The sequence below is a fragment of the Solibacillus silvestris genome (genome assembly GCF_051967575.1).
GTDB lineage: Bacteria > Bacillota > Bacilli > Bacillales_A > Planococcaceae > Solibacillus > Solibacillus silvestris_B.
Genome location: NZ_JBQCJW010000028.1, coordinates 1 through 24609 on the forward strand (window position 1 = coordinate 1; position 24609 = coordinate 24609).

Sequence of the window (24609 nt, forward strand, 5' to 3'; positions counted from 1 at the left end):
GGTATAGCCAAGCGGTAAGGCAACGGATTTTGATTCCGTCATGCCTAGGTTCGAATCCTAGTACCCCAGCCATTTTTATATGCGGAAGTAGTTCAGTGGTAGAACACCACCTTGCCAAGGTGGGGGTCGCGAGTTCGAACCTCGTCTTCCGCTCCAAATATGGCGGCATAGCCAAGTGGTAAGGCACAGGTCTGCAACACCTTTACCACCGGTTCAAATCCGGTTGCCGCCTCCATATATTATAGTAAATCGGTAAATCCGGTTTTTTTTATCCCTTTTGTTATGCCGGTATGGCGGAATTGGCAGACGCGCCGGACTCAAAATCCGGTTCCTTCGGGAGTACCAGTTCGACCCTGGTTACCGGTATCGTTAGGCTCTAACTAGACAAGTTTAGAGCTTGGAAAGAAAGCTTGAAACCTTTTTAAATCAACGGTTTCAAGCTTTTTTATTTTTGGGGGAGTTTTTTGGAAAGATTCAATTCGAAAATTGTGTGCATGGAAATTTTGCTTAAAAAACGCAATTTTATATTGGGCCAACCTATGAAATATACCGATTGTGTTTCTTTCATCCTCTTTGCGCAATTCTTTTATGAAATGCGTATAGGGGCTCAATATCTTCATGGGTCAATATACGAAGTGCTGCCATACTTAAACCTCACACCGATTAAGCTAAAAGGATGCGAGATTTCTTTAGTAGCAGTTCAAACATATTTAATTCACCTCTATATTCTCATTCAACAAATACATACTCCGATAATCAAGACGGCCGTTATGATCAAACTGGACGTGTTTATAAGGCGTGCCCTCCCGAATATAAAAATTATGTTGACGATGGCTTAAAAACTTTAAATTATATGTTGACTGCATATAAATTTCGATTTCTTTAAAAGCATCAAGTTTCACATATTGCTCCGAAAGAGATTGTAATTTTTGCAAAACAGCTTTTTTATCATCGGTCGATAAGAAGCTAAGCAATATACTAGGTTCGGATAAATAAATGCTTAACAGTGAGAGAAGTATATTTTTCCCTAGCGCAATTCCCCCAACAAATAAATCGATCTCTTCGTTTAACTTATTATGTGGCTCATTAAAATTAATGCACTTCAATGAGGCTTGAATACCGGCTTCCGACAGTTGCCTTTGCAATATGAGTGCTTCGCGTTCATGGTTGACTCCTTTTCGGATTTGTTGGTATCCGATGACGAGCGGTGGAATACTAATTGGAATTGGTTCGGCTTGTTTGAATATTAATTGTTCACCATTGAGCAGCCAACTATATGCGACGATTTCATTTGAATGCTCTTCTATAAATTGCTCTGGCGTGATTGCATGCCAAATCGCAGCCCGTGTCCGTTCATCGGCCAATACAGGGCTATGGCTATTTAAAGCGACATATTCAGCCCCTATTTCCTGATTGATGATTTTAAGGCTCGGGATGTGCGCTGGAAAAGGTTCATAGCGGATCCATTCATTTTGGAAGTGATCTGTATAGACGATCTCGACTAAATCAATCCAAGGGCGCGCTTTAAAATATTGTGGAAAAGTTTGAAGTTTCATCCGTTCATCATTATGCTCCAATAAAGAAAAAGGGCCACAGCCGATATTTTCTTTCCGATCTAGGGGCATAATAGCAAATCTTGCGCTCGCCAAGAAATGGGGAAGTAATGTAAACGGCTTATTTAGTGTTACGTGAATTTCATAGCGATCGATTTCGGCCAGTTTTTCAAATTCGAAAGACAGTTTGTAAAATGGAGCTGCTTTTCGTAATGAGACGACTACATCTGCAGCCGTGACTTCCTGTAAATTATGGAACAATATCCCTTTGCGCAAAATAAATTGCCAATGCTGAAAGTCTTTTGTCGATGAATGAAAAACAAGGTTTTCTTTCGGTTGACCATCTTCTCCGATTATAAATAATGATTCGTGTATTTGTTCGATGATGTGCATATCATGGCGGGAAAGCGCACGTAAAGGATCTAAACAAAGCTCGACAAAATACATCGGCTGTTTAAAAATATGAAGATTATGCTCCACTTGCAAACCGAATCGAACATTTAGCCATTGCCGGATTTGAGGGTGTGTCAATAATGACAACTGTTCGGCAAGGCGCATCGTTTCTTCGTATTTCCCTTTGGCCCAAAGTTTTTGCATTACATCAACGAGCACATCGATTTTATTGCGCAAAAGTGTAATGGACGGTTTTTTACCGCGACCCCTTAATGTTTCCCAATGGACGACGCCACACTTATCCAACAATTGAATTTGATTTTTAGCATGGCGGGTTGAACATTGCCAAATTGTCGCAAGTTCCTCAATTGTTGTTTTAGTTTTGCTGTTTTGTTCGAAGTGTTTATATAATGTTAATTCGTATAACATAATCATCCCCCTAAAAGGTGAAGCGAATTTTACGATGCTTCACTTTTTGTTCTCCTTTTATTATTTTACACTTGAAAGAGGGAGTGAGGAACATGAATTTATATGAAAATCGGACATTTCAAAAGCTTTACATGCTCAATCTTTTAAATAATATTTCAATGACGGTTTTTTCGTTTATATTGCCAATTGTATTATATGAGTATACGAAGTCAGCATTGGCGATGAGCACGATGAGAATCATGGATTTTTTGCCGAACGTATTGCTCGGTATGCTGATCGGGGTATTTGTCGATCGGCTGAACAGAAGAACGGTCATTGTATATGGAACGTTGTTTAGAACGCTTGTTGCTATTATTTTTGTTTGTATATTGACGATGACTGAGTTTACACTGTGGCATCTATATATACTGGGGTTTGTTATGTCCTCGGCGGGATATATGATAGGAAGCGCAAGCAATGCCATTATGCCGCAGTTTTTTGATAAATCGCTTATGACGGATATCCAGGCTAAGTTCGCGCTTGTGTCGACGATTGTCGCGATCATTGGTCCTGGGTTACTAGGCATGCTGCTATTATGGATTTCCAATGATTTATTTTTATGGGGCTATGTCATTATATTAATATTATCAACGCTTCTTTCGGTATTTATTGAAAAAGTACCGACACCTAGCCGACCTCAGCAAAATTCAATCATAACAGAGTTAAAAGAGGGGATTGTCGCGTTGTTTGGGAATCATTCATTGCTTCTGCAAACATGGACGATTTTCTTTTCAAATTTCGCTTCAAGCCTAATTATAGGGGTGCTTACATTTTATGCGCTGGACCAGCTGCATTTTACGAAAGAACAGTTAGGTTTGATGTTCACAATATCGGCAGCGGGCGGGCTCGTCGGTGCAAAAATCATTGGGCCATTGCGAGTCCATTATACACGCGGGAAAATCTATACATATAGCATGATTGTTGAAGTCGTTGTGCTTATTCTTTTTTATTTTGCTTCAAGTTGGGTTATGCTAGGGCTATTACTGGCAGTTCGCACAGCAATTTCGACAATGACAAATATAGTTTATTTAGCTTTGCGCCAGGAAACGACACCGAATCATTTATTAGGTCGTGTTGCTGGGACATCCTCGATGATTATGAAACTTGCATTGCCGGTTGGATTATTTATTGGCGGGATTTGGGCAGAATATTTGGCTGTAGCGCCAATTTTTCCAATAAGTGCTATAATTGTCTTATTTAATGTCGTTTTGTTATTGAAATTCAAGTTTCAGCTTGTAAAATAAAGATTTGTGAATAAATAAAGTTAAATTATACGTTTTACAAAGAAAATCTGCATTGGTTTTTATGGCGCATCGAAAAAAATTGCTATAAAATTAATAGAGTGGTGCAGCTAATTTAAATCGGAAAAGTTTTATTTAAATCATATAGGTCATGTATTTTACATGGAAAGTAGGGAAAAGAATGAATGTTTTAGCAAATTTAAAATGGATTGAAGCGAAAAGCTATGAAGAAATGTGTAAAAATGCGGCGGATATTTTTAAAGAACAGTTAAAGAAGGATCATGCGACTGTATTTGGGATGGCAACAGGAGGTACACCTGAAGGCTTTTATAAAGAGCTGGTAACGGCTTATAAAGCTGGGGAGATTTCTTTTGCGCATGCAAAATCTTTCAATTTGGATGAATATATCGGCATCAACCCTTCAAACGAAGCAAGCTATCATTATTATATGGATCATAACTTATTCAACCATATTGATATGAATCGCGAAAATATTCACGTACCAGCAGGCGATACTGCGAATTTGGAAAAAGCTGCGAAAGAGTACGATGCGGAAATTGAAGCAGCAGGGAATATTGATATCCAGCTTTTGGGCATCGGTGTAAATGGACATATCGGCTTCAATGAACCTGGGACGCCATTTACGTTGGGGACAAATGTAGTGGAACTTACACAATCTACACGTGAAGCGAATAAAGTATATTTCGATTCAATTGATGATGTACCTACACATGCCATTACAATGGGGATCAACACAATTATGAATTCGAAAAAGGTCGTCCTGTTAATATCAGGGGAATCAAAGCAGGAAGCATTTAATCGTTTGCGAAGCGGTATCATAACAGAGGATTTCCCTGCAAGCGCATTACACAATCATCCGGATGTAACGGTAATCTATACTGGCGTTAAATAAATGGAAGGGGTGCAAATGGCTGCACTCCTTTTCGTTTTCTTTAGGGTGCTATGATACAATAACGACAGAAGTGAAGGAGGTCATTATTATGAAAATTCGACCAGCAAGATTACAGCATGGCGATACCGTTGGGCTTGTTAATTTAAGCAGCCCGCTCAACATGGATATGTTGGGCGATAAATTAGCGATATTGAATGAGCTTGGATTAAAATATAAGCTTGGCGCTACAATTCAAGCATATGACGGTTATTTGGCAGGCACAGATGAAGAACGTTTAGATGATTTTCATCAGATGATCCGCGACCCAGAAATTAAGGCCGTCTTTTTAGTAAAGGGAGGATACGGCATTACAAGAATTATCGATAAAATCAGCTATCCTTTAATTGAGGACACTCCAAAAATTATATGGGGCTTTTCCGATGTGACAGCACTACATATACAAGTGAATGAGTTTTCAAATATCGTTACATTCCATGGTCCAATGCTATCAAGCCCAAGCGGCGAACTGGATGCATTATCGAAAAAAATGTTCCAGCAATTATTCCAGCCGATTGAAATACAATATACAGAAGAAATCTCCCCGCTGCGCACAATCGTGCCGGGTATGGTGCGCGGCGAGCTGACAGGCGGCAATTTGAACCGGATTGTCAGTACACTTGGGACAAAATTTGAAATCGATGTACGCGATAAAATCGTCTTGCTGGAAGATATAGGAGAATCGATTGAGCAAATCGATTTAATGCTAAATCAACTGCGTCTATCGAGAAAGCTTGAATTGGCTGCAGGCTTTGCCATTGGCGATTTTAATATGCCGGATGACAAATATTGCTATGACGATGTATTGAATGTTATAGAAGGTTATTTAAAGCCATTAAACAAACCTGTTTTGGCAGGCTTTAAAATCGGCCATTGTGAGCCGAATATCGCAATTCCGTTAGGTGTGGATGTCATTTTGGACGCCGACGAAAAAACACTGAGAATTTTGCCGGGTGTGGAATAAACGTTAATTAAATCACTATACAAGGCCGATAGGTAAGTAATATAAAAACAAAGGCACCTTTTCACATAATGTGAGCGGGTGCCTTTTAATAACGAGCGAACGAAAATCCTGAAATTACTGTAGTTGTCAGCTTTTACAATAGTTGGTCATTAGTTAAAGGTAACATTGTAACGAGTAAAAGGTCAGTAGTTTTGTGTAGTTGTCTGCCTATGCAAAATCGCTCGTTATTACCTAGTTTGGAGTCTCACCGCCCTAGGGTTCAGAAGTAATTGCTGTCATCGAATTCGATTTGTACTTGATAGTTTTTCGCGTTAATTAAATTGGAGAGTCGGTGTGCTTCCTTTTCAATTTCATTCGCGCGATTACGGTATGTCATCGGATCATACAAAGCGACACGGTAGAGCATTGTCTCACCGGAATTGTGAAAGAATGCCTCTTTTTCCTCTGTGCCCAAGCTTTTGCAAAATGAGGCTTCCGCACGTAGCTGGCTGGCCAGCTCGATTGCTTCAACAATCGGCATTTCCTCATCTTTAAAAAGTATTGTATTTTCGATATTTGCCCTATAAATGAATGCATCGAGCTTGCGGGAGTCGTAGCGTAATTGTTTTAACTCCGCTTCAAGCATTTCGAGTGTATAATCGGATTTTTTCGGTTGCTCTCCTTTTTCGACAATGGCATGTGTGAGCGAATGGATATTCGATGTACGTTCCTGGATCTTTTTTGTAATAATGCTTTTAAGTTTTACGGCTTCCGCTAAATTGATGCTCAAAATGACTCCTCCTAAAAATGGATTGATTTATTCGCCGCTGTAAGAAGATGCACTTCATATTCGCCGCCGCTTATTTGCGTAAACATTTTACCGGCGCTACTTAATAATTCGAGTGCTTCTTTACTGTCCATAGATGGACGTAAATAAAAGATCTGCAATGCATTTGACGTCTCTTCTGTTACCGCAGTCCGCTTCGAATCAACAAAAGGGCTGCCGAATGGACTGGATGCATCTTTCGAATGGACAATATTCTCCAAAGAATTATAGCGACCATTTAGACCTTCATAGCCTGTCGATGCATTGCCGATATGAATTTCGATACTTTTCCGGATATTATCCAAATCGTAAATGCCGATTGGAATTTCGTATTGCAATGAAAAGAAATTATTTAAATCGACGGCTGTATGGAACGGTGTTAAATATTGCTGTTTTGCAATTCTCCGCATTAAGCTTTCTGCAGAATGACGATAGCGGTTCGGGTCAGCACCGAAAGCCTTCCAAAGCTGTCTCCATTCTTTAATGCCAGCACGCTCCGTGACAGGCACCTCCTGCAATTCCAGAAATAAATTTTCCTGATAAAGTTGTATACGTCCTTTAATCATTTGAGGAGATTCATCTACAGTAATTTTGCTATAATGGATAAGGCCAATTTTAAATTGTTCATTTACTGAAAAAATTGCATCATCAATCGAAATGTTCACACAGATCACCTACTAAGTATTTTTAAGAGAAAAGTTTATATAGAAACAATGATTTATGTTCATTGTATCATTGGAAAGGAGTATGTGAAATGGAAGTACATCAACTTCAGGAAGATTTAATTAAATATGCTGCATCCATTGGTGTTGATAAAATCGGATTTACGACCGCTGCTCCGTTTCATGAACTGAAAAACCGTCTACGTCGTCAGCAGCAATTAGGCTATCAGTCAGGCTTTGAAGAATCGGATATCGAGCTGCGTACAGAGCCGTTAAAATTATTGGACAATGCAGAGAGTATCATTGCGATCGCACTTGCGTATCCTTCCCGAATGCAGGACGCGCCACAAGGGAAAAAAGGGGAGCGCAGGGGGATTTTCTGCCGCGCTTCCTGGGGGATTGATTATCATGCGGCGGTTCGTGAACGTCTACAGCTTATTGAGGCATGGCTGCAGCAACGCGTGCCGAATGTGAAGATGAAATCAATGGTCGATACAGGAGAGCTTGTGGACCGTGCTGTTGCAGAACGCGCCGGAATCGGCTGGAGCGGGAAGAACTGCTCCATTATTACACCCGAATTCGGTTCGTACGTATATTTAGGCGAGATAATGACGAATATTCCATTTGCCCCGGATACACCGATGGAAGATGAATGCGGGGATTGCAACTTATGTATCGACGTATGTCCTACAGGTGCAATTGTTGCCCCTGGACAATTAAATTCACAACGGTGCATCGCATTTTTAACGCAAACAAAAGGCTTTTTGCCAGACGAGTTTCGTGCAAAAATCGGAAATCGTTTGTATGGCTGTGATACATGCCAAACAGTTTGTCCGAAAAACAAAGGAAAATTAAATTGGATTCATGAAGAATTTAAGCCGGATCCAGAAATCGCCAAGCCTTTGCTTCAGCCGCTTTTATCAATATCCAATAAAGAGTTTAAAGGAAAATTCGGTCATGTATCAGGTTCTTGGCGCGGGAAAAAACCGATTCAGCGCAATGCCATTTTAGCGTTGGCCCATTTTAAGGAAGATGCGGCAATGCCTGATTTAGTGCAGGTGCTGCAAAAAGATGAGCGTCCAGTGCTAAGAGGAACGGCTGCATGGGCAATCGGGAAAATCGGGACAGATGAAGCCAAGGGGATTTTATTGGCGGCAAAAAAAATAGAGCAGGATACAGAAGTGCTGGCGGAAATAGAAAAAGGGCTAGCATTGTTAAATTAATAAGAGAGAAGGATTATTAAGTGCCAAACCATATTGTTTTATATCAACCCGAGATTCCAGCGAATACAGGGAATATTGCCCGTACTTGCGCTGGTACGAATACATCATTGCATTTGATTCGTCCGCTGGGCTTTTCAACGGATGACAAAATGCTGAAGCGTGCAGGATTGGATTATTGGGAGCATGTTAATGTTATTTATCATGATTCTTTGGAAAGTTTTATAGAGTACAGTAAAGATGGCGACGTTTATTTAATCGAGACATATAGCGACGAACCTTTTACGACACATGATTTTAGCGATATATCGCGTGATATATACTTCATGTTCGGCCGGGAAACGACCGGCTTGCCGAAAGACTTTGCAAAGGAACGGGCGAATATGTGCCTGCGTATCCCTCAAAGTGACCATATTCGTTCCCTCAATTTATCAAACACAGCGGCAATTGTCATTTATGAAGCACTGCGCCAGCAAAATTATCCCGGCTTAAAATAAATAGGGCGAGAAGCATACATCCTGCTTCTTGCCCTATTTTTTTACTTCATTTTCGCCTCGATTGCTTGGGCGAGTTTTGCTGAAATATTATCGTTTTCGAATAGTGTAATGCGAATGAAGCTTTCATCCATATCGAATGCTTCTGATAAAAATCCGCCAAGTCCGCGTGCACGACGATCGACTTGCAATAAAATTTCGATGGAGTTTGATGATTGGTCTAAAAAGACGACTTCAAGCTCATCTAGATGCCGGCGATATGTGCTGCTTGTCGGTTTAAATTCGAATTCTTGGACAATCGGTATGCGACGGCGCAAATAGGAAGGTGCCTGCTCATTGTCCACTTTACGCAAACGGAAGCCCAGATTTTGAATCGCTGTCAATACGCTGCTGGCTAAACGTGTCGGCTGAATCTCGATAAAGTCTTTATCTTTAGGGTCCACTGCATTTTTAATATCCAAGCCTGTTTGAATCCATACACGCGAGTTGCCAGTTGTTACTGGAACAACAGAAGGCAATGCGAAGGAAAATGGAACTTGACGTTTTTCGTTTGCTTGAATCATGAATGGCTCATTTAATTTGTATTCGTGCAGCATTGCTTGATCATTAATCTTTTTATCATCAATTTCGCGGATAAAGTTTGTATGAAGCGACAGATAGATTGCATCAATTTGCTGTTCTGTGCTGCCACCGGTAATTTCGACAACCCCTGTAATATTTTCATTCAAAATATATGTTGACTTGTGCAATTTTGTATCGACCTTTGCAGCACCGATACCGACAGTCGCTAAAACTTTATTAAATAGTGACAAATGAATTCCTCCGTTAAAGTTAATTAATTATTTATACGCGGGACGGAAAAGAAAGTTTCAAAAAGAGCCCGAAAAGTTTCCGGGCTCTTACTTAAGAGGGGCATTTATTTTATTCACCATCTAATGTAAATAAGATGCGTAAACCGTTTGGATCTACTGTTGAGAATAGCTGTGCACCGCCGTATGCTGGTGCTTCAGCAAAGTTTTCAACGATGAAGCCATTTGCATTTAAGCTTTGTTTCACTTCTTCAGCGTAGTGTTCGTCTTTTAGAACGATGGTAACTGATTTTAAGCCGACCATATTTTCCTCTGGAGCTTGGCCGTTATTGCTATTCCAAGTATTTAAACCGAAATGATGGTGGTATTTGCCTGTAGAGACAAAGAGCGCTTGTGTACCATATCGTGTCACAACATTATAGTCCAATACATTAGTATAAAATTGCTCTGATTTGTCTAGATTTGCTACAGATAAGTGTACATGGCCCATGACAGTTTCAGCAGGCAAACCAGTCCAATTTCCATCGGCTGCAGTCAAAATCGGCTGGAAATTAAGTTGCTCTGTCACCATATTCACTTGACCGTCATCAAACCATGTCCATTCTGATTCGTCACGGTCGATGTAAATTTCAATGCCATTGCCATCTGGATCATTTAAGTAAAGCGCTTCCGAAACATCATGATCCGCAGCGCCGAGACGTATATTTAAATTGACAAAATGCTGAACAATGTTTCCTAAGTCCTTACGAGAGGGTAATAGTAATGCTAAGTGGTATAAACCTGCAAATCCACGTTGCAGGGGCTGGGCATTCTGTATTTCGATTAAAGATACTAAAATTGTTTGCCCATCTGCTGTTAAATATGCTTCCGAACCTGTCCGCTGCAATACTTTAAAGCCTATAATTGTTGTGTAGTATTCGATTGAACGTGCCAAGTCCGAAACTTTTAGTTGTACATGAGCTGGATATAAATTAGGTTTTTTATGAAAATGTGTTGCCATCGTATATGAACTCCCTTTATGGTTATTTTTTATAATCAACTTACTTTATGTAACCAATATAGTTTATATAAGATAAAAAGTCAAATTAAAAAGACAATCGCAAAAACTGCGACTGTCTTTCAATGAAAAGCTAATTAAATTAGTTTTCTTTTGAGAATGGTTTGCCATCATAGCCAGCAGTGAAAATTGCTGTTAGAAAAGCGATGCAAACACCAAGAATTAAAATTAATTTCATGGAAGTATCCTCCTCATGTTTTTAATTATCTCTTTTTTTAGTATAGCATAAATAATGTTGATGAATACTTTATTTTATGTCAGAAATCGTTCAAAATTGGAAAAAAATAATATGGAAATATGGAGGGATTTAACATGAAAAGAGAAGAAATTGTAAACGGAAATATGGCAAATTCCATGGATGAACTAAAAATACTCGGAAAGCAAATGGAAAACCTGCGAGATGAGCAACAATTGGAGGAGACCAATCGAATTGCGGATCCGCAGCAATTTGATGAGGAAGAGGAAGTGAAGCAAGAAGGGGAAAAATAAGAGAAGGAAAATAAAAGGTGTGCACGGAATAAAAATTTCGCGCACACCTTTTGTCTCTAGCTTGATTGAACTTCGTAATCTTTCAATTCTTCGCGCAGTTTTGCTTTTAAAAATTTACCGACCGAAGTTTTTGGGATTTCATTCAAAAATACGACATCGTCAGGGAGCCACCATTTTGCAAAGTCATTTTCAATCGAATGAATAAGCTCTTCTTTTGACGCAGCTGCATCTTGTTTTAGAACGACACAGGCTAATGGACGTTCCTGCCATTTTGGGTGCGGCACTGCGATTACCGCCGCTTCGAACACTGCCGGATGTGACATTAATGCATTTTCCAAATCAACGGATGAAATCCATTCACCGCCCGATTTAATGAGATCTTTCGTACGGTCGGTAATTTTAATATAGCCTTCCTTTGTCAAAACGGCTATATCGCCTGTATAAAGCCATCCATCACGGAATGCTTCGTTTGTCCGTTCATCATTATAGTATTCAGATGCAATCCATGGTCCACGAACCCGTAATTCGCCCATTGTTTCGCCATCCCAAGGTACATGACCTTTCTCGTTTACAACTTCAGTCTCAATCAGGGAAACTGTTAGCCCTTGTGTAACTCGAATATTTAAAAGTTCCTCATCGGTATAACTGCTCATCTCTGTTGTAGGGTGCGACATACTTACAAGTGGCGATGTTTCGGTCATTCCATAGGCATTTACATATGGTACGCCAAGCTTTTCGTTGTATGCCTGTATTAACCCTTTTGGAGAAGCAGATCCACCGGAAATAATTAAGCGAGTGGAAGATAGATCACGCGGCTGCTTTTCCTGCTCTGCAAGGGCACCAAGCCAAATCGTTGGAACACCCGCTGTAATTGTTACTTTCTCCTGTTCCATTAAATCCAATATGAGACTTGGTGTCATCATCGGACCCGGCAATACGATATTTGCGCCAAAGTTAAGTGCGGCGAATGGGAAGCCCCAGGCATTTACATGGAACATCGGCACAACCGGCAATGCAGTATCGCTTTCCTTTATGCCAAATGACTCCGCCAAACCAAGCGCCAAGCTATGCAAAACGATGCTCCGATGTGTATAAATGACACCTTTTGGCATGCCGGTTGTGGCAGATGTATAGCACATCCCTGCCTGCATATTTTCATCCAAATCTGCGGGAAACTCGAAATTTTCATCGGCTTCCTGAAGCAGCTGTTCATAGCTGTGCACATTGGGGAAGCTTGATTGCGGAGCGACTGGATCATCGCTCATAACGATAATATGTTTCACTGTTTTTAAATGGCCAAGTGCGGGTTCTACGAGAGGGAATAGGTCACCATCGATCAATAGTATTTCATCTTGTGCATGATTAATAATATAAATAATATGCTCGGGGGCTAACCGGATGTTGATCGTATGCAAAATTGCGCCACTGCACGGAATCGCAAAGTAAGCTTCAAGATGGCGGTGATGATTCCATGCGAACGTGCCGACTTTCGTACCGCGCGTCATACCAAGTTTTGTTAGCGCATCAGCTAAACGGTGCGTTCTTTTTGCATAATCCTTGAATGAAATACGATGTGTCATAGTGGGGCTTGTACGCGAGATAATTTGTTTGTTCGGGAAATACCTTTGTGCGCGCTTTAAAAATCCATTCAAAACTAATTGTGTGTCCATCATAGTTTTCAGCTCCTAAACGAAAATGTAATATTAACGTTTTCTCTTGATGTTGAAAGAATTTTCTGTAAATAGAATTATACTAAACAATAAATAAACTATCTACTTTTATTTCCTTATTTTTGAAACAAAACAGCTACACTATACGTATAACAAATAATAACAATTGGATTATTCCATAAGCCTTACCGAAACAATTTTTTTTGCGGCGAGAAGTGCGGCGTTTTTTTTGTGATCGCTTGAGGGGAATTGCTGTTATATGGAGCATGGCTGTAAATAATCTGGCTTTTAATACAGCCCCAAATGCTATAATAAAAATAATATATAACCGAGGTGATGAAGATGAATCTGCAATCGAAAAAAACATTGGCAAATGGAGTGGATATGCCTTTATTAGGGTTGGGCGTTTATAAAATGACTGACCGTGACGAAACACTTCAAGCAATAACGACTGCCCTTGAGGTGGGCTATCGCGCGGTTGACACAGCTTCACTCTATTATAATGAGGAAGAGGTAGGGGAAGCGATTCGCCATTCTTCTGTACGACGTGAAGACATTTTCGTGACGACAAAAGTATGGAACAGCGACCAAGGCTATGACAGCACATTACGCGCTTTTGAAACATCCTTAAAAAAACTGGGGATGGATTATGTGGACCTGTATTTAACCCATTGGCCGGTTGAAGGGAAATACGCCGATACGTATCGTGCAATTGAACGCTTGTACGAGGAAAAGCTGATTCGTGTGCCTGGCGTATCAAATCATCATGAGCATCATTTAAAAGGACTATTGAAGAATTGTAATATCGCCCCGATGGTAAATCAGGTGGAAGTGCATCCTTATTTAAGTCAAGAGCCTTTGCGTGCGTTCTGTGCAGAGCAGCAAATTGCAGTAACGGCATGGTCGCCGCTTGGACGGGGAAATGTTTTAAATGATGATGTCATTACCCGTATCGCCAACGAGTATAAAGTATCGCCGGCACAAATCATTTTACGCTGGCATTTGCAAAATGATGTCATCGCAATTCCGAAATCAGTCACAAATTCACGCATTAAAGAAAATAGCGAACTGTACCATTTTGAATTAACGAAAGAGTCGATGCAGGAACTTAATGCATTGAATCGCAATGAACGCTTCGGACAAAATCCGGATAATTTCAAGTTTGATTTTTAACAGATTGATTACTTAGGGGAGTGAGACAATGTTTAAAAATTTTTCGCTAAGTTTATTTTTTTCAATGGCGGCAGTGACGGTTGTCATCTTCGCACCGTTTCTTATGATGTTCCACCCAATTTTCCATATGGAGTTTTTTTCCTATGATGAAGTGACGTCTTTGTTTATTCCAAACCCTGTGAATTTGCGGCTTGTATTAATCGCTTGTTTAGTTTTAGTCGTAATGCTGGGGATTCTCGCATATAAGCGCGATAAAATAATGTATGCAACGAGTGCGCTGCTATTAGTAGCAACTATTGGAATTGCATATTTGTCGACACAGAATTATTTGATGATTAGCCAGGAACAAATTGAAAGACATCATTTTTTCAATGAGCAGCAATATCGGTGGGACGAATTGGATGAAGTTGTTTTTGAATATGTTGTAGGAAGCAATAAAGGGGATTACACATTTACAGCGAAAACGGGAGAGCGTTTTGTCATTGACGAAAAGGAAGTTCATTCAACAGGGAAAAGCCAGATTTATCATTTAGCAAGGGAAAATGACATAAGCTATACTGAGCGGGAAAAGAGTAAATGAAAGAATGCGTCCAGCAACATAGTGCGGACGCATTTTTTTATTGTTAAGGAAATTTTAGATTTTGGCATGGGGGATAGCTTTGTAAGAAAGTGTTGCCCCTATCCAGGCAAACACTGTCAACTCCTCGAGCAATGAGATCGCTCCGTGCAAAAGAAGGGCGCTGAAAAACTATGGTTATTAAAAATCCAATTTCATTTTTAATAAAAGCCCCTTTCATACACATTTACTGATATAGATTTTGGCTCTTAATTAAATGATGAAGAAATAGGCGGAGTTTTTCCGGCTATTTGTGCAACGGGGCTCGTTTCGGAGTAAATAAGCGGAGATTTTCCGGTTAACCGAAGAAAAAACCCTTAAATTCAAGCTTTTCAGGTTAATAGGCGGAATTTCTCCGTTTATTTAGAACGTTTTTTCTTGCATTTTCTAAATAGGGGGAATTTTTCCGACTATTTATCAGAGTGGGCACTTGAAGTCCTTAATAAAGAAGACAGATTTTCAGTGCCCTATGCAAAAGTGATGGAACGTTTACTTTTGCGTAGGGTCCTCCAATACTTGCGGCTCACACGATGTAAGTCATTGGGTCACATCATATCATAGGGATTTCGTATTTATCACCCTTCGGAGCTGGGGAGACGCTTAAGTGCTTTTATTCTAGTCTTTTACAACAATTTGCTTATTTAAAAATGGATGCATGAATGCAAGCTGAATGGCGTGCAGGGCATAATCGCCCGATGCTGTTTCCCGTGCTCCGTACATTGTATCCCCGACAATTGGGTGACCTATATGAGCCATATGCACGCGAATTTGATGTGTGCGCCCAGTTTCCAAAACAACATGAACAATGCAAGTCCCTTTATAGCGGTTTACGACTTCGTAATGTGTGACAGCATGCTGGCCATTTGGCGCAACGACACGGCGCGTATTATGATGGCGGTCTTTGCCGATCGCTGCATTTATCGTACCGCTGTCTGTCCGCAGATTTCCCTGCACTTCAGCGGCATATGTTCGAATAATGGACTTTTCTTCAATCATCCTGTCAAAAATGGATTTCGCGATCGGGTGTTTCGCGACAAGCAATAAGCCGTTTGTGCCTTGATCCAAACGGTGCACATGCTCTGCGTAATGCCCGCCATTGTCCGCTATATGACGCATCACATGATTCATGCATGTATCGCGGTCTGTCGCCTCATTCGGATGTGTCGCCATTCCTTTAGGCTTTGATGCGATTAAGCAATGCTCATCCTCATAGCGGATTTTAATTTCACAACTATCCGTTGAGATATAATTCGAAGCCGGAATATCAAATTTAAATTCAATTTGTGTTCCTTTTTCGAATGGTTCTTTCCACAAAACCGGTTCCCCGTTTAATGTAACTGCCTTTGCCATGCGCAATTCATGGACAAGTTTTTTGCCTAATCGCCACTTATCACGCAACAATGCTTCTACGGTTTGTCCATTTTCGTTTATTGTATAGGTGAACATCAATTTTCCTCCAAATGAAAAATCGTGCTCCTCAAGAACACGATTTTATTGATAAATATTATTTTAACACAACATCGTTAAAGAATTGACGTGTTGTTTCTTCTGGTGCAGCGCCTTCCAAACGCGCGACCTCTTCGCCATTTTCAAAGTAAATCATTGTTGGAGTAGCAGTAATGCCATAAGCATCCCCGGTATCTCCAAATTCCAAAACGTTCAATTGATTTACTTGAATACCTAATTCATCGGCGATTGGCATCATTTTCGGAGTGTAGCTTTTGCAGTGCATACATTCAGGGCTGAAGAAATAGCCGACAACGCCTTCCCCGGATTCAATCTTTTCTGCCAATGCATCTGGCAAAATGATGTTTTGATAGTTTTCGTCTTTTAATAAATCAATTGTAGATTGGTTTAAGTCGTTTGTACCATAAGGGTTATCTTTTAGTTTTTCGCTGTTTTTCATATTTGTAAGTGCAATAATAGCAGCGAATAATAAAACAATTACGGCACCTACAATCGCTAGTTTCTTCATCTTATTTTTCCTCCTTTAAAACTTTCAGCATATAAAAACTAACTGCCGCAATAATGACGAAAGCAGTAAGCGCCAAAAATGGAATCGTAATAAAGCCAAGCCAGTTAATATACTGCCCTGTGCATGCCACGCGCCCGCAGGCAGGTGCTGCGTCTTGCAGAAAAATCATTTTTTGAAGACTGTAATGATATAAAGATGTTGCAGCCCCGATCGTGGAGAAAACAGCCGTTGTTAATGCAATTTTCGCATTCTTTTGGATATAGGCTACAGTGGCAATGAGAACGATTGGATACATGATGATGCGCTGATACCAGCATAGCGTACATGGTTCATAGCCGAGTATTTCAGAAAAATACAAGGAGCCGAGAGTAGCAGTTAACGATACGACCCAAATGATGAGTAGGGCATTTTCAAGTTTCTTGGACATATACTTACCTCGATATCGGATTATTTAATCTCAATTGATTATAGTTTGAATTCGAGAAAAAGTAAATTACTACGTTTATTGAGTGCTGGTAAAAGGAAAGTCTATATAGGAAGGGGGAGTTCGTATGACAGATGCATTGGACATTTCCAAATTTGAAAAACCGATGATTATACGAAATATGACGACGGAGGATATTGAAGCAATATTGGAAATACAGCGCATATCCTTTCCGGGAATGGAGCCTTGGGAGCGGGCGCATTTATATAGTCATTTGACAATTTTCCCGGAAGGACAAATTGTCGCGGAGCTTGATGGGAAGGTGATCGGCTCTTGTTCAAGCCTGCGCATTAACTTTGATGAATATGATGACCGCCACACATGGAATGATATTACAGATAATGGATTTATAACGAATCATGATCCAAACGGCTATAATTTATATGGAATTGAGGTAATGGTGCATCCCGAGTTTCGCCGCATGAAAGTTGGGCAAAGGCTTTATGAGGCGCGGAAAGATTTGGCGCGTTCGCTCAATTTAAAGTCCATAATAATTGGGGGACGGATACCGAATTACCACGTGCATTCAGATGAAATGAGTCCGCGCGACTATGTTGACGCGGTGAGCCGCCATAAAATATATGACCCTGTGCTGACATTCCAAATGATGAACGGCTTTATTCTGATGCGGATTAATCCGAATTATTTAACAGATGATGTTGCTTCAGGAAAGTATGCGACATTAATGGAATGGCATAATGTCGATTATCGTCCGCTTTCGAAGCGCCATTTTAAAACAAGCTACCCGGTGCGTATTTGTGTTGTGCAATATATGATGCGCGCGATAGATTCTTTTGAAGATTTTGCAAAGCAATGTGAATACTTTATCGATGTTGGTTCTGATGCGGGTTCGGACTTTGTCGTATTCCCGGAAATATTCACGACACAGCTGATGAGTTTTTTAAATGACAAATCGCCATCGCAATCAATTCGTAAATTGACAAAGTATACGCCTGAGTACATCGAATTGTTTACGAGCCTAGCTGTGCGCTACAATGTCAACATTATCGGTGGTTCGCATTTCGTTGAGGAAGAGGATGAGGAAATCTACAATATCTCCTATTTATTCAGACGTGATGGGACGATTGAAAAGCAGTATAAAATTCACATTACACCAAATGAGCGAAAATGGTGGGGCATCAGCAGCGGCGATAAAGTCGAAGTGTTTGATACCGATTGCGGGAAAATCGCCATTCAAATTTGCTATGATATCGAGTTCCCGGAGCTTGCACGAATCGCAACGGATATGGGCGCAAATATTATTTTCACACCGTTTTGTACAGAAGATCGTCACGGATATTTGCGTGTGCGTTATTGTGCCCAAGCACGTGCGATTGAAAATCAAATATATACCGTTATTTCAGGAACGGTCGGGAACCTGCCCGAAACGGAAAATATGGACATTCAATATGCGCAGTCCGGAATTTTCGCGCCGAGCGATTTCGAATTTGCACGTGACGGGATTGTCGGCGAAACGAGCCCTAACCTGGAAATGGTGCTTATTGGTGATGTGGATTTGGAAATTTTGCGTCGCCAGCGCCAAGACGGTACAGTAAAGCATTTAAAGGATAGACGCCATGATGTATATCGGGTTGAATATTTAAAATAAATGTTGAGGGAAATTCTGCTATTGTAAAAGATGGCAGGATTTTTTTTATTTGAACGAAATGGGTTTTATCCATGTCTAATAGGTAAGGGGGTAGCTTCAATGAATGAACAGCAATTAATAAAAAGCGCAATTGCGGGAAATGAGCAAGCGATTGTCAAGCTTTTGGAAAGCTACGAAGAAGGCTTATATAAAATAGCTTTTGCATATTTAAATAATGAGCATGATGCAGTTGATGCGATTCAGGAAATGACGTACCGCTGTCTAAAAAAGATACATACGGTCAAACAGCCCGAATATTTCCAGACATGGCTCATCCGCATTTTAATCAATATTTGCCTCGATATGAAAAACAAGCAAGCACGATATGAATTGAAAGAGGAGATAGAAATTCCAAATGATGCGGCACATCCTTTGGAGCTTGCAGATGTTATTGCCAAGCTTCCGGTCGAGCAGCAGGAACTCATTTATTTACGTTATTCTAAGGACTTGAAAATGAAGGAAATTGCCGAAATTCAGAGCGTGTCAGAAGGAACGATTAAATCTCGCCTGCATCATAAGCTACGAAAGCTTCGAAGTATTTTAGCTGAAAGAGGTGAACGATAATGGAAGACAAGCTAAAAAAATATTTAAGCACGCTTCATACTCCACATGAAGCATTAACAGCAGCAAGAGCGCGTGCACTAACGAAAAAAAGAGCAGAGCAAAAAAGACAGAGACGCTTTGTGGCATCTTTTGTGGCAGCAGCAGTTATTTGTCTTTTTATATTATCGATCCGTTTTTCGCCGACAATCGCATATGCAGTCGCTAAAGTACCGGGCCTTGATACGATTGTGGAACTCATTACCCGTAATAAAGGATTAGAAGATGTGCTGGAGCAGGGGTATAATGAAAAAATTTATGCTTCTTCTGAACAATCAGGCATCAAAGCAGTAATTGAAGAAGTAATAGCAGACGAAACAGGGATGTTCATAATGTACCGGTTAAGCAGTGAACAGGATTTGAATAAGTTTAAAGATATGCAAATTGAAGTGCTTCAAAATGGAGAGCCAGTTAAAGCAGGGGTGGCCTATAGTAATTATATTGATGAGGGAATGTATGAATTTGCAAATTCAATTGAAATTGCTTCAGACGAGGGAATGGATTATTGCGAACGGAACTTCGAAGTACGATTCATTTTAAAGGACGAAACGATCAGCGTTCCTTTCGAATTGAAAAATGAAATCAAGAAAACGAAAGTATATACAATTAATGAACAGCTGGAAATAGAAGGGCAGCGATTCACTGTAAAAGAGCTCCGCATTTCACCGCTTCGTGCAGGTGTAGTAATTGCAGTCGACCCAACAAATGACAAGCGTATATTAAGTTTTAACTCGATTGTACTACTGGATGAAAACAATGAAGTGTGGGGGAAAATATCCGGTGGAATTGTTGGATTGGGGTCGGGAGATGAGAATACGATGACCCATTATTTGCAAAGTAATTATTTTAGAGAGCCTAAGTCGCTCACGTTAAAAATAGCTGAGGTGGAAGCTTTACCTAAAGGACAGGATTATATAGAAGTTGACTTTGAGAAGCAGGAAGTCCTGTTTGCACCTGATTTTGTTGATTTATCTAAAGTGGAGATTTCACCGCTTCAATTCAAAATGCAATACAAACCAGTGAATATGGGGCATTATCGTCAGTTGTTCGGTGATGCAACGGACGCTGATGGAGAGTATATAAACGAAAAAAGCTCATCCATCTCGGGAATGGATGATTCTTATCATGAGGGGACAGTTCGCTATAACTTGCAAGGTGTACAAAACCCGATAAAAATCTATTTCAACAGCTACCCCATATTTTTGAAAGGAACGGCACAAGTGAACATTCCATTACATGATTAACCCAATTCCCGATGTATTCTGCATCGGGATTTTTCATCCAAAAGTATGAGGTATATAGCAATGCGCATTGATTTATGCTCATGTTATGATAAAGGAAAGAGTAGGATGTAAAGGACGAATGCCAATGACAAAAGACCATTCCAATATTGCGATACTAAAAGAAATTGCCGAACTATTAAATGAGGAAACCGAAATGGTTCCGATGCTGAATGGCGCGCTTTCCAAGTTTTTAAGCGGGACGAAATTCGAAACAGGCTGGATTTTCTTTATCGATGAGAAGGGGAAATCGGAGCTTGTCGTGAAGCAGAATTTGCCGGAAGCGCTCAGCTATAATGATTGCCAGCATTTAAAGCGTGGGGGCTGCTGGTGTGTGTCGCGTTTCCGCAATGATGAGCTAAATAAAGCTTCGAATATAATAGAATGCCAGCGAATAGAAGGTGCGATCGAAGCAGAAGTTGGTGATCATAACGAAATTACGCATCATGCAACGGTTCCATTGCAATCGGGTCAAGAACGCTTCGGGCTGCTCAATGTTGCATCGAAAAATACGGTCCGTTTCACCGATGAGGAGCTGGATTTACTTGAATCAGTCGCGTTTCAAATGGGCTCAGCGATTAAACGCATTTATTTAACAAATGAACAGCAGGAAATTGCCCTCGTCCAAGAGCGGAATCGGCTGGCACGGGATTTGCATGACTCCGTAAACCAGTTGCTGTTCTCTGTGACGCTAACGGCCCGTGCAGGCATCGAAATGAGTGAACAGCAGCATATTAAAGCCACATTTAAGGATATCCAGCAGCTTACACAAGAAGCATTGACGGAAATGCGCGCCCTCATATGGCAGCTGCGGCCTAAAGGGTTGGAAAGCGGGTTAATCGAAGCGATAAAAGTATATGCGGAAATGTTAAATCTAAAGCTTGCAGTCAATGTTTCAGGCGTTATTCAGTTTCCTTCCAGAATAGAAGAAACCCTTTTTCGAATTACACAGGAGGCATTAAATAATGTGCGGAAACATGCAGGCATGACAAATGTGGAAATTTACATTAACGTAACGGCTACTGATGTATTGCTCGTCGTCAAAGATGAAGGACGGGGCTTCAATATGGAGGCCCATCGCCATATTCCATCAATTGGCATGCAATCAATCATTGACAGGGCACATGCAGTAGGAGGAACAGCGGACTGGGTAAGTGAAATTGGAAAAGGAACGGAATTATTAATTCGTTTACCATATTAGGGGGGAATTCGATGATACGGGTATTAATCGCAGATGATCATCATGTAGTGAGACGGGGGCTGTTATTTTTCTTGAAAACCCAAAAGGATATTGAAGTTGTAGGCGAGGCTAAAAATGGGTTGGAGGCAGTCGAGCTTGTTGAACGGCTATCTCCGAATATTGTGCTGATGGATCTAGTCATGCCTGAAATGGATGGCATTCAAGCAACGAAAAAAATTAAAAAGAAGTGGCCGAATATAAAGGTGCTCATGCTGACAAGTTTTTCGGATAAAGATCATGTATTGCCGGCGATGGAGGCAGGCGCATCAGGTTATCAATTAAAGGATATTGAACCGGACGATTTAGTTGCATCAATACGCCAAATAATGCGCGGCGAAAATACGATCCACCCGGAAGCTACAACACAGTTAGAGGAAGGACTGCGCGAGGATGAAAAGAAGCCCCACATTTTAAATCCGCTTACACCACGCGAGCAAGATGTATTGGCAGAGCTTACAAAAGGCAAAAGCAACAGGGAAATAGCCTCTTCACTATACGTAACAGAAAAAACTGTCAAAACACATATATCCAATATTTTCACTAAGCTCCAAGTACAAGATCGCACACAGGCAGCGCTTTACGCAGTCAAGCATAATTTAACAGAAACGAATGAAGGATAACTAAAAAGAACGCCGCCTTTTAAATGGAAAAGGCAGCGTTCTTTTTGAATATTACATGTCCTCGTCCAATGCTTCAGAGACAGGGAGCTTTGTTACTTCCAAATATAAAATATGATGACCGTCCAACTCAGTCACTTTGAATCGATACCCTTCCATTTCAATCGTATCGCCTTCCTGCACATCAAAACGTTGTGTCATGAACCACCCGCCGATTGTATCGATATCTTCATCTTCAATCGTTGTCCCTAAAATATCATTCATATCTTGAATTAACATTTTAGCATCGAAAATATAATGGTCCTCAGCGATTTCTTGAATTTCAGGAATTTCATCTTCATCAAACTCATCTTGAATATCGCCGATGATTTCTTCGATAATATCCTCAATTGTCACTAAACCAGAAGTGCCGCCGTATTCATCCATTAAAATAGCCATGTGAATACGTTCATTTTGAATTTTTAATAATAAATCACTAATTGGTATTGTTTCAATAACACGAATAACAGGCTGCATATATTCTTCGACAAGCTTATCTCCATTCGCAGAGTCTTTAATATAAGCTGTCAATAAATGCTTCATGTTTACGAGACCGATTACATGGTCTTTGTCGCCATCAGTAATTGGATAACGCGTGTATTGCTCAATCCCCATTACTTCAAATACTTCGCGAATCGTTTGACCTCTTTCAATACTTATAATTTCAGTTCGAGGTACCATTATCTCCTTCGCTATCCGATCGGAAAACTCAAAAATACTATTTACGTATTCATACTCAGAGTGGTTAATTTCTCCACCTTTGAAGCTGTCCGATAAAATCATGCGAAGCTCTTCTTCAGAGTGCGCTTCTTCAGATTCAGAAACCATTTTTAAACCGAAAATCCCAGTTAATGCACGTGCCGATCCGTTTAAAGCACGGATGAAAGGGTACATGACATTATGGAAGAGAATTAATACTCCTGATAGATTCAATGTTACGGCTTCTGCTTTTTGAATAGCTAGAGTTTTTGGTGCTAATTCCCCTACGACAACGTGTAAAAACGTTACGAGTGAGAAGGCAACAATAAATGAAAGAACAGATGTGATATTACCACTTAGGCCGAAGAACTCAAATATAGGATGAAGAATAATTTCGAAAGTTGGTTCTCCAAGCCATCCAAGTCCTAATGCAGTAATCGTAATTCCAAGCTGACAAGCGGATAAATATTCATCCAAGTTGGAAATTACTTTTTTTGCCCGTATTGCGGATTTATTTCCTTCCGCCACGAGCTGGTCAATTCTTGTCGTTCTTACTTTAACTATTGCAAACTCAGTTGCAACGAAAAATGCCGTAGCAGCAATTAAGATAGCAAATGCTATCAACCTAATGGTTAGTTCGATTCCTATGTCTACGTCCAAATATATTCCCTATTTGCGGCGCAAATGAGCGTGGCAAATAAAGAGTACACCTCCTAAAAAAATTTTAATACTACAATCATAAAATATTTGCGCAAAAAAAACAAATTATGAATTTGAAAAATGAGGAAAAAAATCATTGAATAAATAAAATGGACAGTATACATAAATATGCCTTTTTATAAGTTTAAATAAACGATGTTTTTTGAGAAATTCTTTAGATTTTTTACTTAAGTTAAGGATAATAAAATTAAATCAAACCTAGTTTATGGTGAAGCATCAATTATTTAAGTTAATTTCAAGAAAATTGAAATATTAATTTAAATATGCTACTGTTAAATAGTAGATAGTGATAATTTAATAGACGGGAATGAGTAGGAAAAGCCAGCAACTATAATTTCCCTTAGCCAGCTATTGAATTATGATTAGCTCGAATCGCGCATAAAAAGGGGTGTCCGAAAATTCTTTTTCGGGCGCCCCTCTTTCCTTTTATTCATAAACATGAAAGAGCATTAATTCATGAATCATTTTTTCAATTGTCGTTTTTTGTGCATCTGAAGGACATAGACCTGTGAATTCGATGCTTCCATCTTTATAATATTCCGCTGAATAACGCTTTTGCTCATAGAAGAAACTAATGGACCAACCAGGAATTTGACTGTTTTCAAATAGTGGCTTATAGCTAAAATGTTGAATCATGAAACTTCCCTCCCCATTTAATCGTACAAGAAAGTAGCACATTGTTGCAATTTTTCTTTTATGAAATTAATAATAGAACATATACATGATGAAGAAAGAGTGAGCAAA

The 24609-nt window shown here is 40.0% G+C and carries 24 protein-coding genes and 3 tRNA genes; 16 read left to right on the top strand and 11 right to left on the bottom strand.

The genetic code is table 11. The features are described from left to right. Nucleotides 1-81: 81 nt before the first annotated feature. The 3 genes from ACTHOQ_RS14655 to ACTHOQ_RS14665 all read left to right on the top strand — a co-directional run bounded on the left by ACTHOQ_RS14655 (nucleotide 82) and on the right by ACTHOQ_RS14665 (nucleotide 366). Nucleotides 82-156: transfer RNA gene (locus tag ACTHOQ_RS14655), tRNA-Gly, on the top strand. A 5-nt stretch (nucleotides 157-161) separates the two neighbouring features. Beyond that, nucleotides 162-235: transfer RNA gene (locus ACTHOQ_RS14660), tRNA-Cys, on the top strand. 49 nt (nucleotides 236-284) lie between these two features. Next, nucleotides 285-366 (top strand) — tRNA-Leu (locus ACTHOQ_RS14665). 344 nt (nucleotides 367-710) lie between these two features. Here ACTHOQ_RS14665 and ACTHOQ_RS14670 read toward each other — a convergent pair. After that, complete coding sequence (locus ACTHOQ_RS14670; protein WP_440496893.1) at nucleotides 711-2375, bottom strand: ABC transporter substrate-binding protein; 1665 nt, start codon at nucleotides 2373-2375, stop codon at nucleotides 711-713. Nucleotides 2376-2467: 92 nt separating this feature from the next. On the opposite strand from ACTHOQ_RS14670, the gene ACTHOQ_RS14675 reads away from it, so the two are divergent. From ACTHOQ_RS14675 to ACTHOQ_RS14685, 3 genes are all read left to right on the top strand, one after another. Further along, nucleotides 2468-3658, top strand: coding sequence for an MFS transporter (locus tag ACTHOQ_RS14675; protein WP_440496894.1), 1191 nt, complete (start codon nucleotides 2468-2470; stop codon nucleotides 3656-3658). 178 nt (nucleotides 3659-3836) lie between these two features. Beyond that, a complete protein-coding gene (gene nagB / locus ACTHOQ_RS14680) occupies nucleotides 3837-4568 on the top strand; it encodes a glucosamine-6-phosphate deaminase (RefSeq protein ID WP_440496895.1) in 732 nt (243 codons plus the stop codon). Nucleotides 4569-4656: 88 nt separating this feature from the next. Continuing rightward, nucleotides 4657-5568, top strand: a complete 912-nt coding sequence (locus ACTHOQ_RS14685) for a S66 peptidase family protein (protein WP_440496896.1) — start codon at nucleotides 4657-4659, stop codon at nucleotides 5566-5568. Between the two features lie 259 nt (nucleotides 5569-5827). Here ACTHOQ_RS14685 and ACTHOQ_RS14690 read toward each other — a convergent pair whose 3' ends face one another. Both ACTHOQ_RS14690 and ACTHOQ_RS14695 read right to left on the bottom strand, forming a co-directional pair. Continuing rightward, nucleotides 5828-6337, bottom strand: coding sequence for a hypothetical protein (locus ACTHOQ_RS14690; protein WP_440496897.1), 510 nt, complete (start codon nucleotides 6335-6337; stop codon nucleotides 5828-5830). 11 nt (nucleotides 6338-6348) lie between these two features. After that, complete coding sequence (locus ACTHOQ_RS14695; RefSeq protein ID WP_440496898.1) at nucleotides 6349-7038, bottom strand: B3/B4 domain-containing protein; 690 nt, start codon at nucleotides 7036-7038, stop codon at nucleotides 6349-6351. Between the two features lie 89 nt (nucleotides 7039-7127). Here ACTHOQ_RS14695 and queG point away from each other — a divergent pair, with 89 nt between their 5' ends. Further along, entirely contained in the window at nucleotides 7128-8258 is a 1131-nt protein-coding gene (gene queG, locus ACTHOQ_RS14700) for a tRNA epoxyqueuosine(34) reductase QueG (protein WP_440496899.1), read from the top strand. Between the two features lie 20 nt (nucleotides 8259-8278). Beyond that, the gene (gene trmL, locus ACTHOQ_RS14705) at nucleotides 8279-8752 is read left to right on the top strand and encodes a tRNA (uridine(34)/cytosine(34)/5-carboxymethylaminomethyluridine(34)-2'-O)-methyltransferase TrmL (RefSeq protein ID WP_440496900.1); all 474 of its coding nucleotides are present in this window, start codon (nucleotides 8279-8281) and stop codon (nucleotides 8750-8752) included. A gap of 41 nt (nucleotides 8753-8793) precedes the next feature. Here the strand turns inward: trmL and ACTHOQ_RS14710 are convergent, their stop codons facing one another. Together ACTHOQ_RS14710 and ACTHOQ_RS14715 are read right to left on the bottom strand one after the other, a co-directional pair. Continuing rightward, a complete protein-coding gene (locus ACTHOQ_RS14710) occupies nucleotides 8794-9561 on the bottom strand; it encodes a sporulation protein (RefSeq protein WP_440496901.1) in 768 nt (255 codons plus the stop codon). A 109-nt stretch (nucleotides 9562-9670) separates the two neighbouring features. Then, nucleotides 9671-10558, bottom strand: a complete 888-nt coding sequence (locus ACTHOQ_RS14715) for a VOC family protein (protein WP_440496902.1) — start codon at nucleotides 10556-10558, stop codon at nucleotides 9671-9673. Between the two features lie 369 nt (nucleotides 10559-10927). On the opposite strand from ACTHOQ_RS14715, the gene ACTHOQ_RS14720 reads away from it, so the two are divergent. Continuing rightward, entirely contained in the window at nucleotides 10928-11104 is a 177-nt protein-coding gene (locus ACTHOQ_RS14720) for a multidrug ABC transporter ATPase (RefSeq protein ID WP_440496903.1), read from the top strand. A gap of 56 nt (nucleotides 11105-11160) precedes the next feature. Here ACTHOQ_RS14720 and ACTHOQ_RS14725 read toward each other — a convergent pair whose 3' ends face one another. Then, nucleotides 11161-12777, bottom strand: coding sequence for a long-chain fatty acid--CoA ligase (locus ACTHOQ_RS14725; protein WP_440496904.1), 1617 nt, complete (start codon nucleotides 12775-12777; stop codon nucleotides 11161-11163). A gap of 339 nt (nucleotides 12778-13116) precedes the next feature. Between ACTHOQ_RS14725 and ACTHOQ_RS14730 the strand changes: the two genes are divergently transcribed. Continuing rightward, complete coding sequence (locus ACTHOQ_RS14730; RefSeq protein WP_440496905.1) at nucleotides 13117-13947, top strand: aldo/keto reductase; 831 nt, start codon at nucleotides 13117-13119, stop codon at nucleotides 13945-13947. 28 nt (nucleotides 13948-13975) lie between these two features. Next, nucleotides 13976-14527: an acyl dehydratase gene (locus tag ACTHOQ_RS14735; RefSeq protein WP_440496906.1), complete on the top strand. Its 552-nt coding sequence runs from the start codon at nucleotides 13976-13978 to the stop codon at nucleotides 14525-14527. 651 nt (nucleotides 14528-15178) lie between these two features. Here the strand turns inward: ACTHOQ_RS14735 and ACTHOQ_RS14740 are convergent. The 3 genes from ACTHOQ_RS14740 to ACTHOQ_RS14750 are packed head-to-tail and all read right to left on the bottom strand — an operon-like array spanning nucleotide 15179 to nucleotide 16965. Beyond that, nucleotides 15179-16009, bottom strand: coding sequence for an RluA family pseudouridine synthase (locus ACTHOQ_RS14740; protein WP_440496907.1), 831 nt, complete (start codon nucleotides 16007-16009; stop codon nucleotides 15179-15181). A 58-nt stretch (nucleotides 16010-16067) separates the two neighbouring features. Further along, entirely contained in the window at nucleotides 16068-16538 is a 471-nt protein-coding gene (locus tag ACTHOQ_RS14745; protein WP_440496908.1) for a thioredoxin family protein, read from the bottom strand. Nucleotide 16539: 1 nt separating this feature from the next. After that, nucleotides 16540-16965 (bottom strand): disulfide oxidoreductase, encoded by a 426-nt coding sequence (locus tag ACTHOQ_RS14750; protein WP_440496909.1) that lies wholly within the window; start codon nucleotides 16963-16965, stop codon nucleotides 16540-16542. 124 nt (nucleotides 16966-17089) lie between these two features. Here ACTHOQ_RS14750 and ACTHOQ_RS14755 point away from each other — a divergent pair, with 124 nt between their 5' ends. From ACTHOQ_RS14755 to ACTHOQ_RS14775, 5 genes are all read left to right on the top strand, one after another. After that, on the top strand, nucleotides 17090-18631 hold the full coding sequence (locus ACTHOQ_RS14755) for a GNAT family N-acetyltransferase (protein ID WP_440496910.1): 1542 nt from the start codon (nucleotides 17090-17092) through the stop codon (nucleotides 18629-18631). Between the two features lie 99 nt (nucleotides 18632-18730). Continuing rightward, a complete protein-coding gene (locus ACTHOQ_RS14760; RefSeq protein ID WP_440496911.1) occupies nucleotides 18731-19234 on the top strand; it encodes a sigma-70 family RNA polymerase sigma factor in 504 nt (167 codons plus the stop codon). Then, nucleotides 19234-20514: a DUF4179 domain-containing protein gene (locus ACTHOQ_RS14765; RefSeq protein WP_440496912.1), complete on the top strand. Its 1281-nt coding sequence runs from the start codon at nucleotides 19234-19236 to the stop codon at nucleotides 20512-20514. The genes ACTHOQ_RS14760 and ACTHOQ_RS14765 overlap by 1 nt, the downstream gene beginning before the upstream one ends. Before the next feature lie 124 nt (nucleotides 20515-20638). Further along, a complete protein-coding gene (locus ACTHOQ_RS14770; RefSeq protein WP_440496913.1) occupies nucleotides 20639-21751 on the top strand; it encodes a GAF domain-containing sensor histidine kinase in 1113 nt (370 codons plus the stop codon). 11 nt (nucleotides 21752-21762) lie between these two features. Further along, entirely contained in the window at nucleotides 21763-22410 is a 648-nt protein-coding gene (locus ACTHOQ_RS14775; protein WP_440496914.1) for a response regulator, read from the top strand. Nucleotides 22411-22461: 51 nt separating this feature from the next. On the opposite strand, the gene ACTHOQ_RS14780 is transcribed toward ACTHOQ_RS14775, so the two are convergent. Further along, a complete protein-coding gene (locus tag ACTHOQ_RS14780; protein ID WP_440496936.1) occupies nucleotides 22462-23769 on the bottom strand; it encodes a hemolysin family protein in 1308 nt (435 codons plus the stop codon). A gap of 522 nt (nucleotides 23770-24291) precedes the next feature. Next, nucleotides 24292-24501 carry a YheE family protein gene (locus ACTHOQ_RS14785; protein ID WP_440496915.1) on the bottom strand — a complete coding sequence of 70 codons (210 nt, stop codon included), beginning with the start codon at nucleotides 24499-24501 and terminating at the stop codon, nucleotides 24292-24294. Nucleotides 24502-24609: the final 108 nt, after the last annotated feature.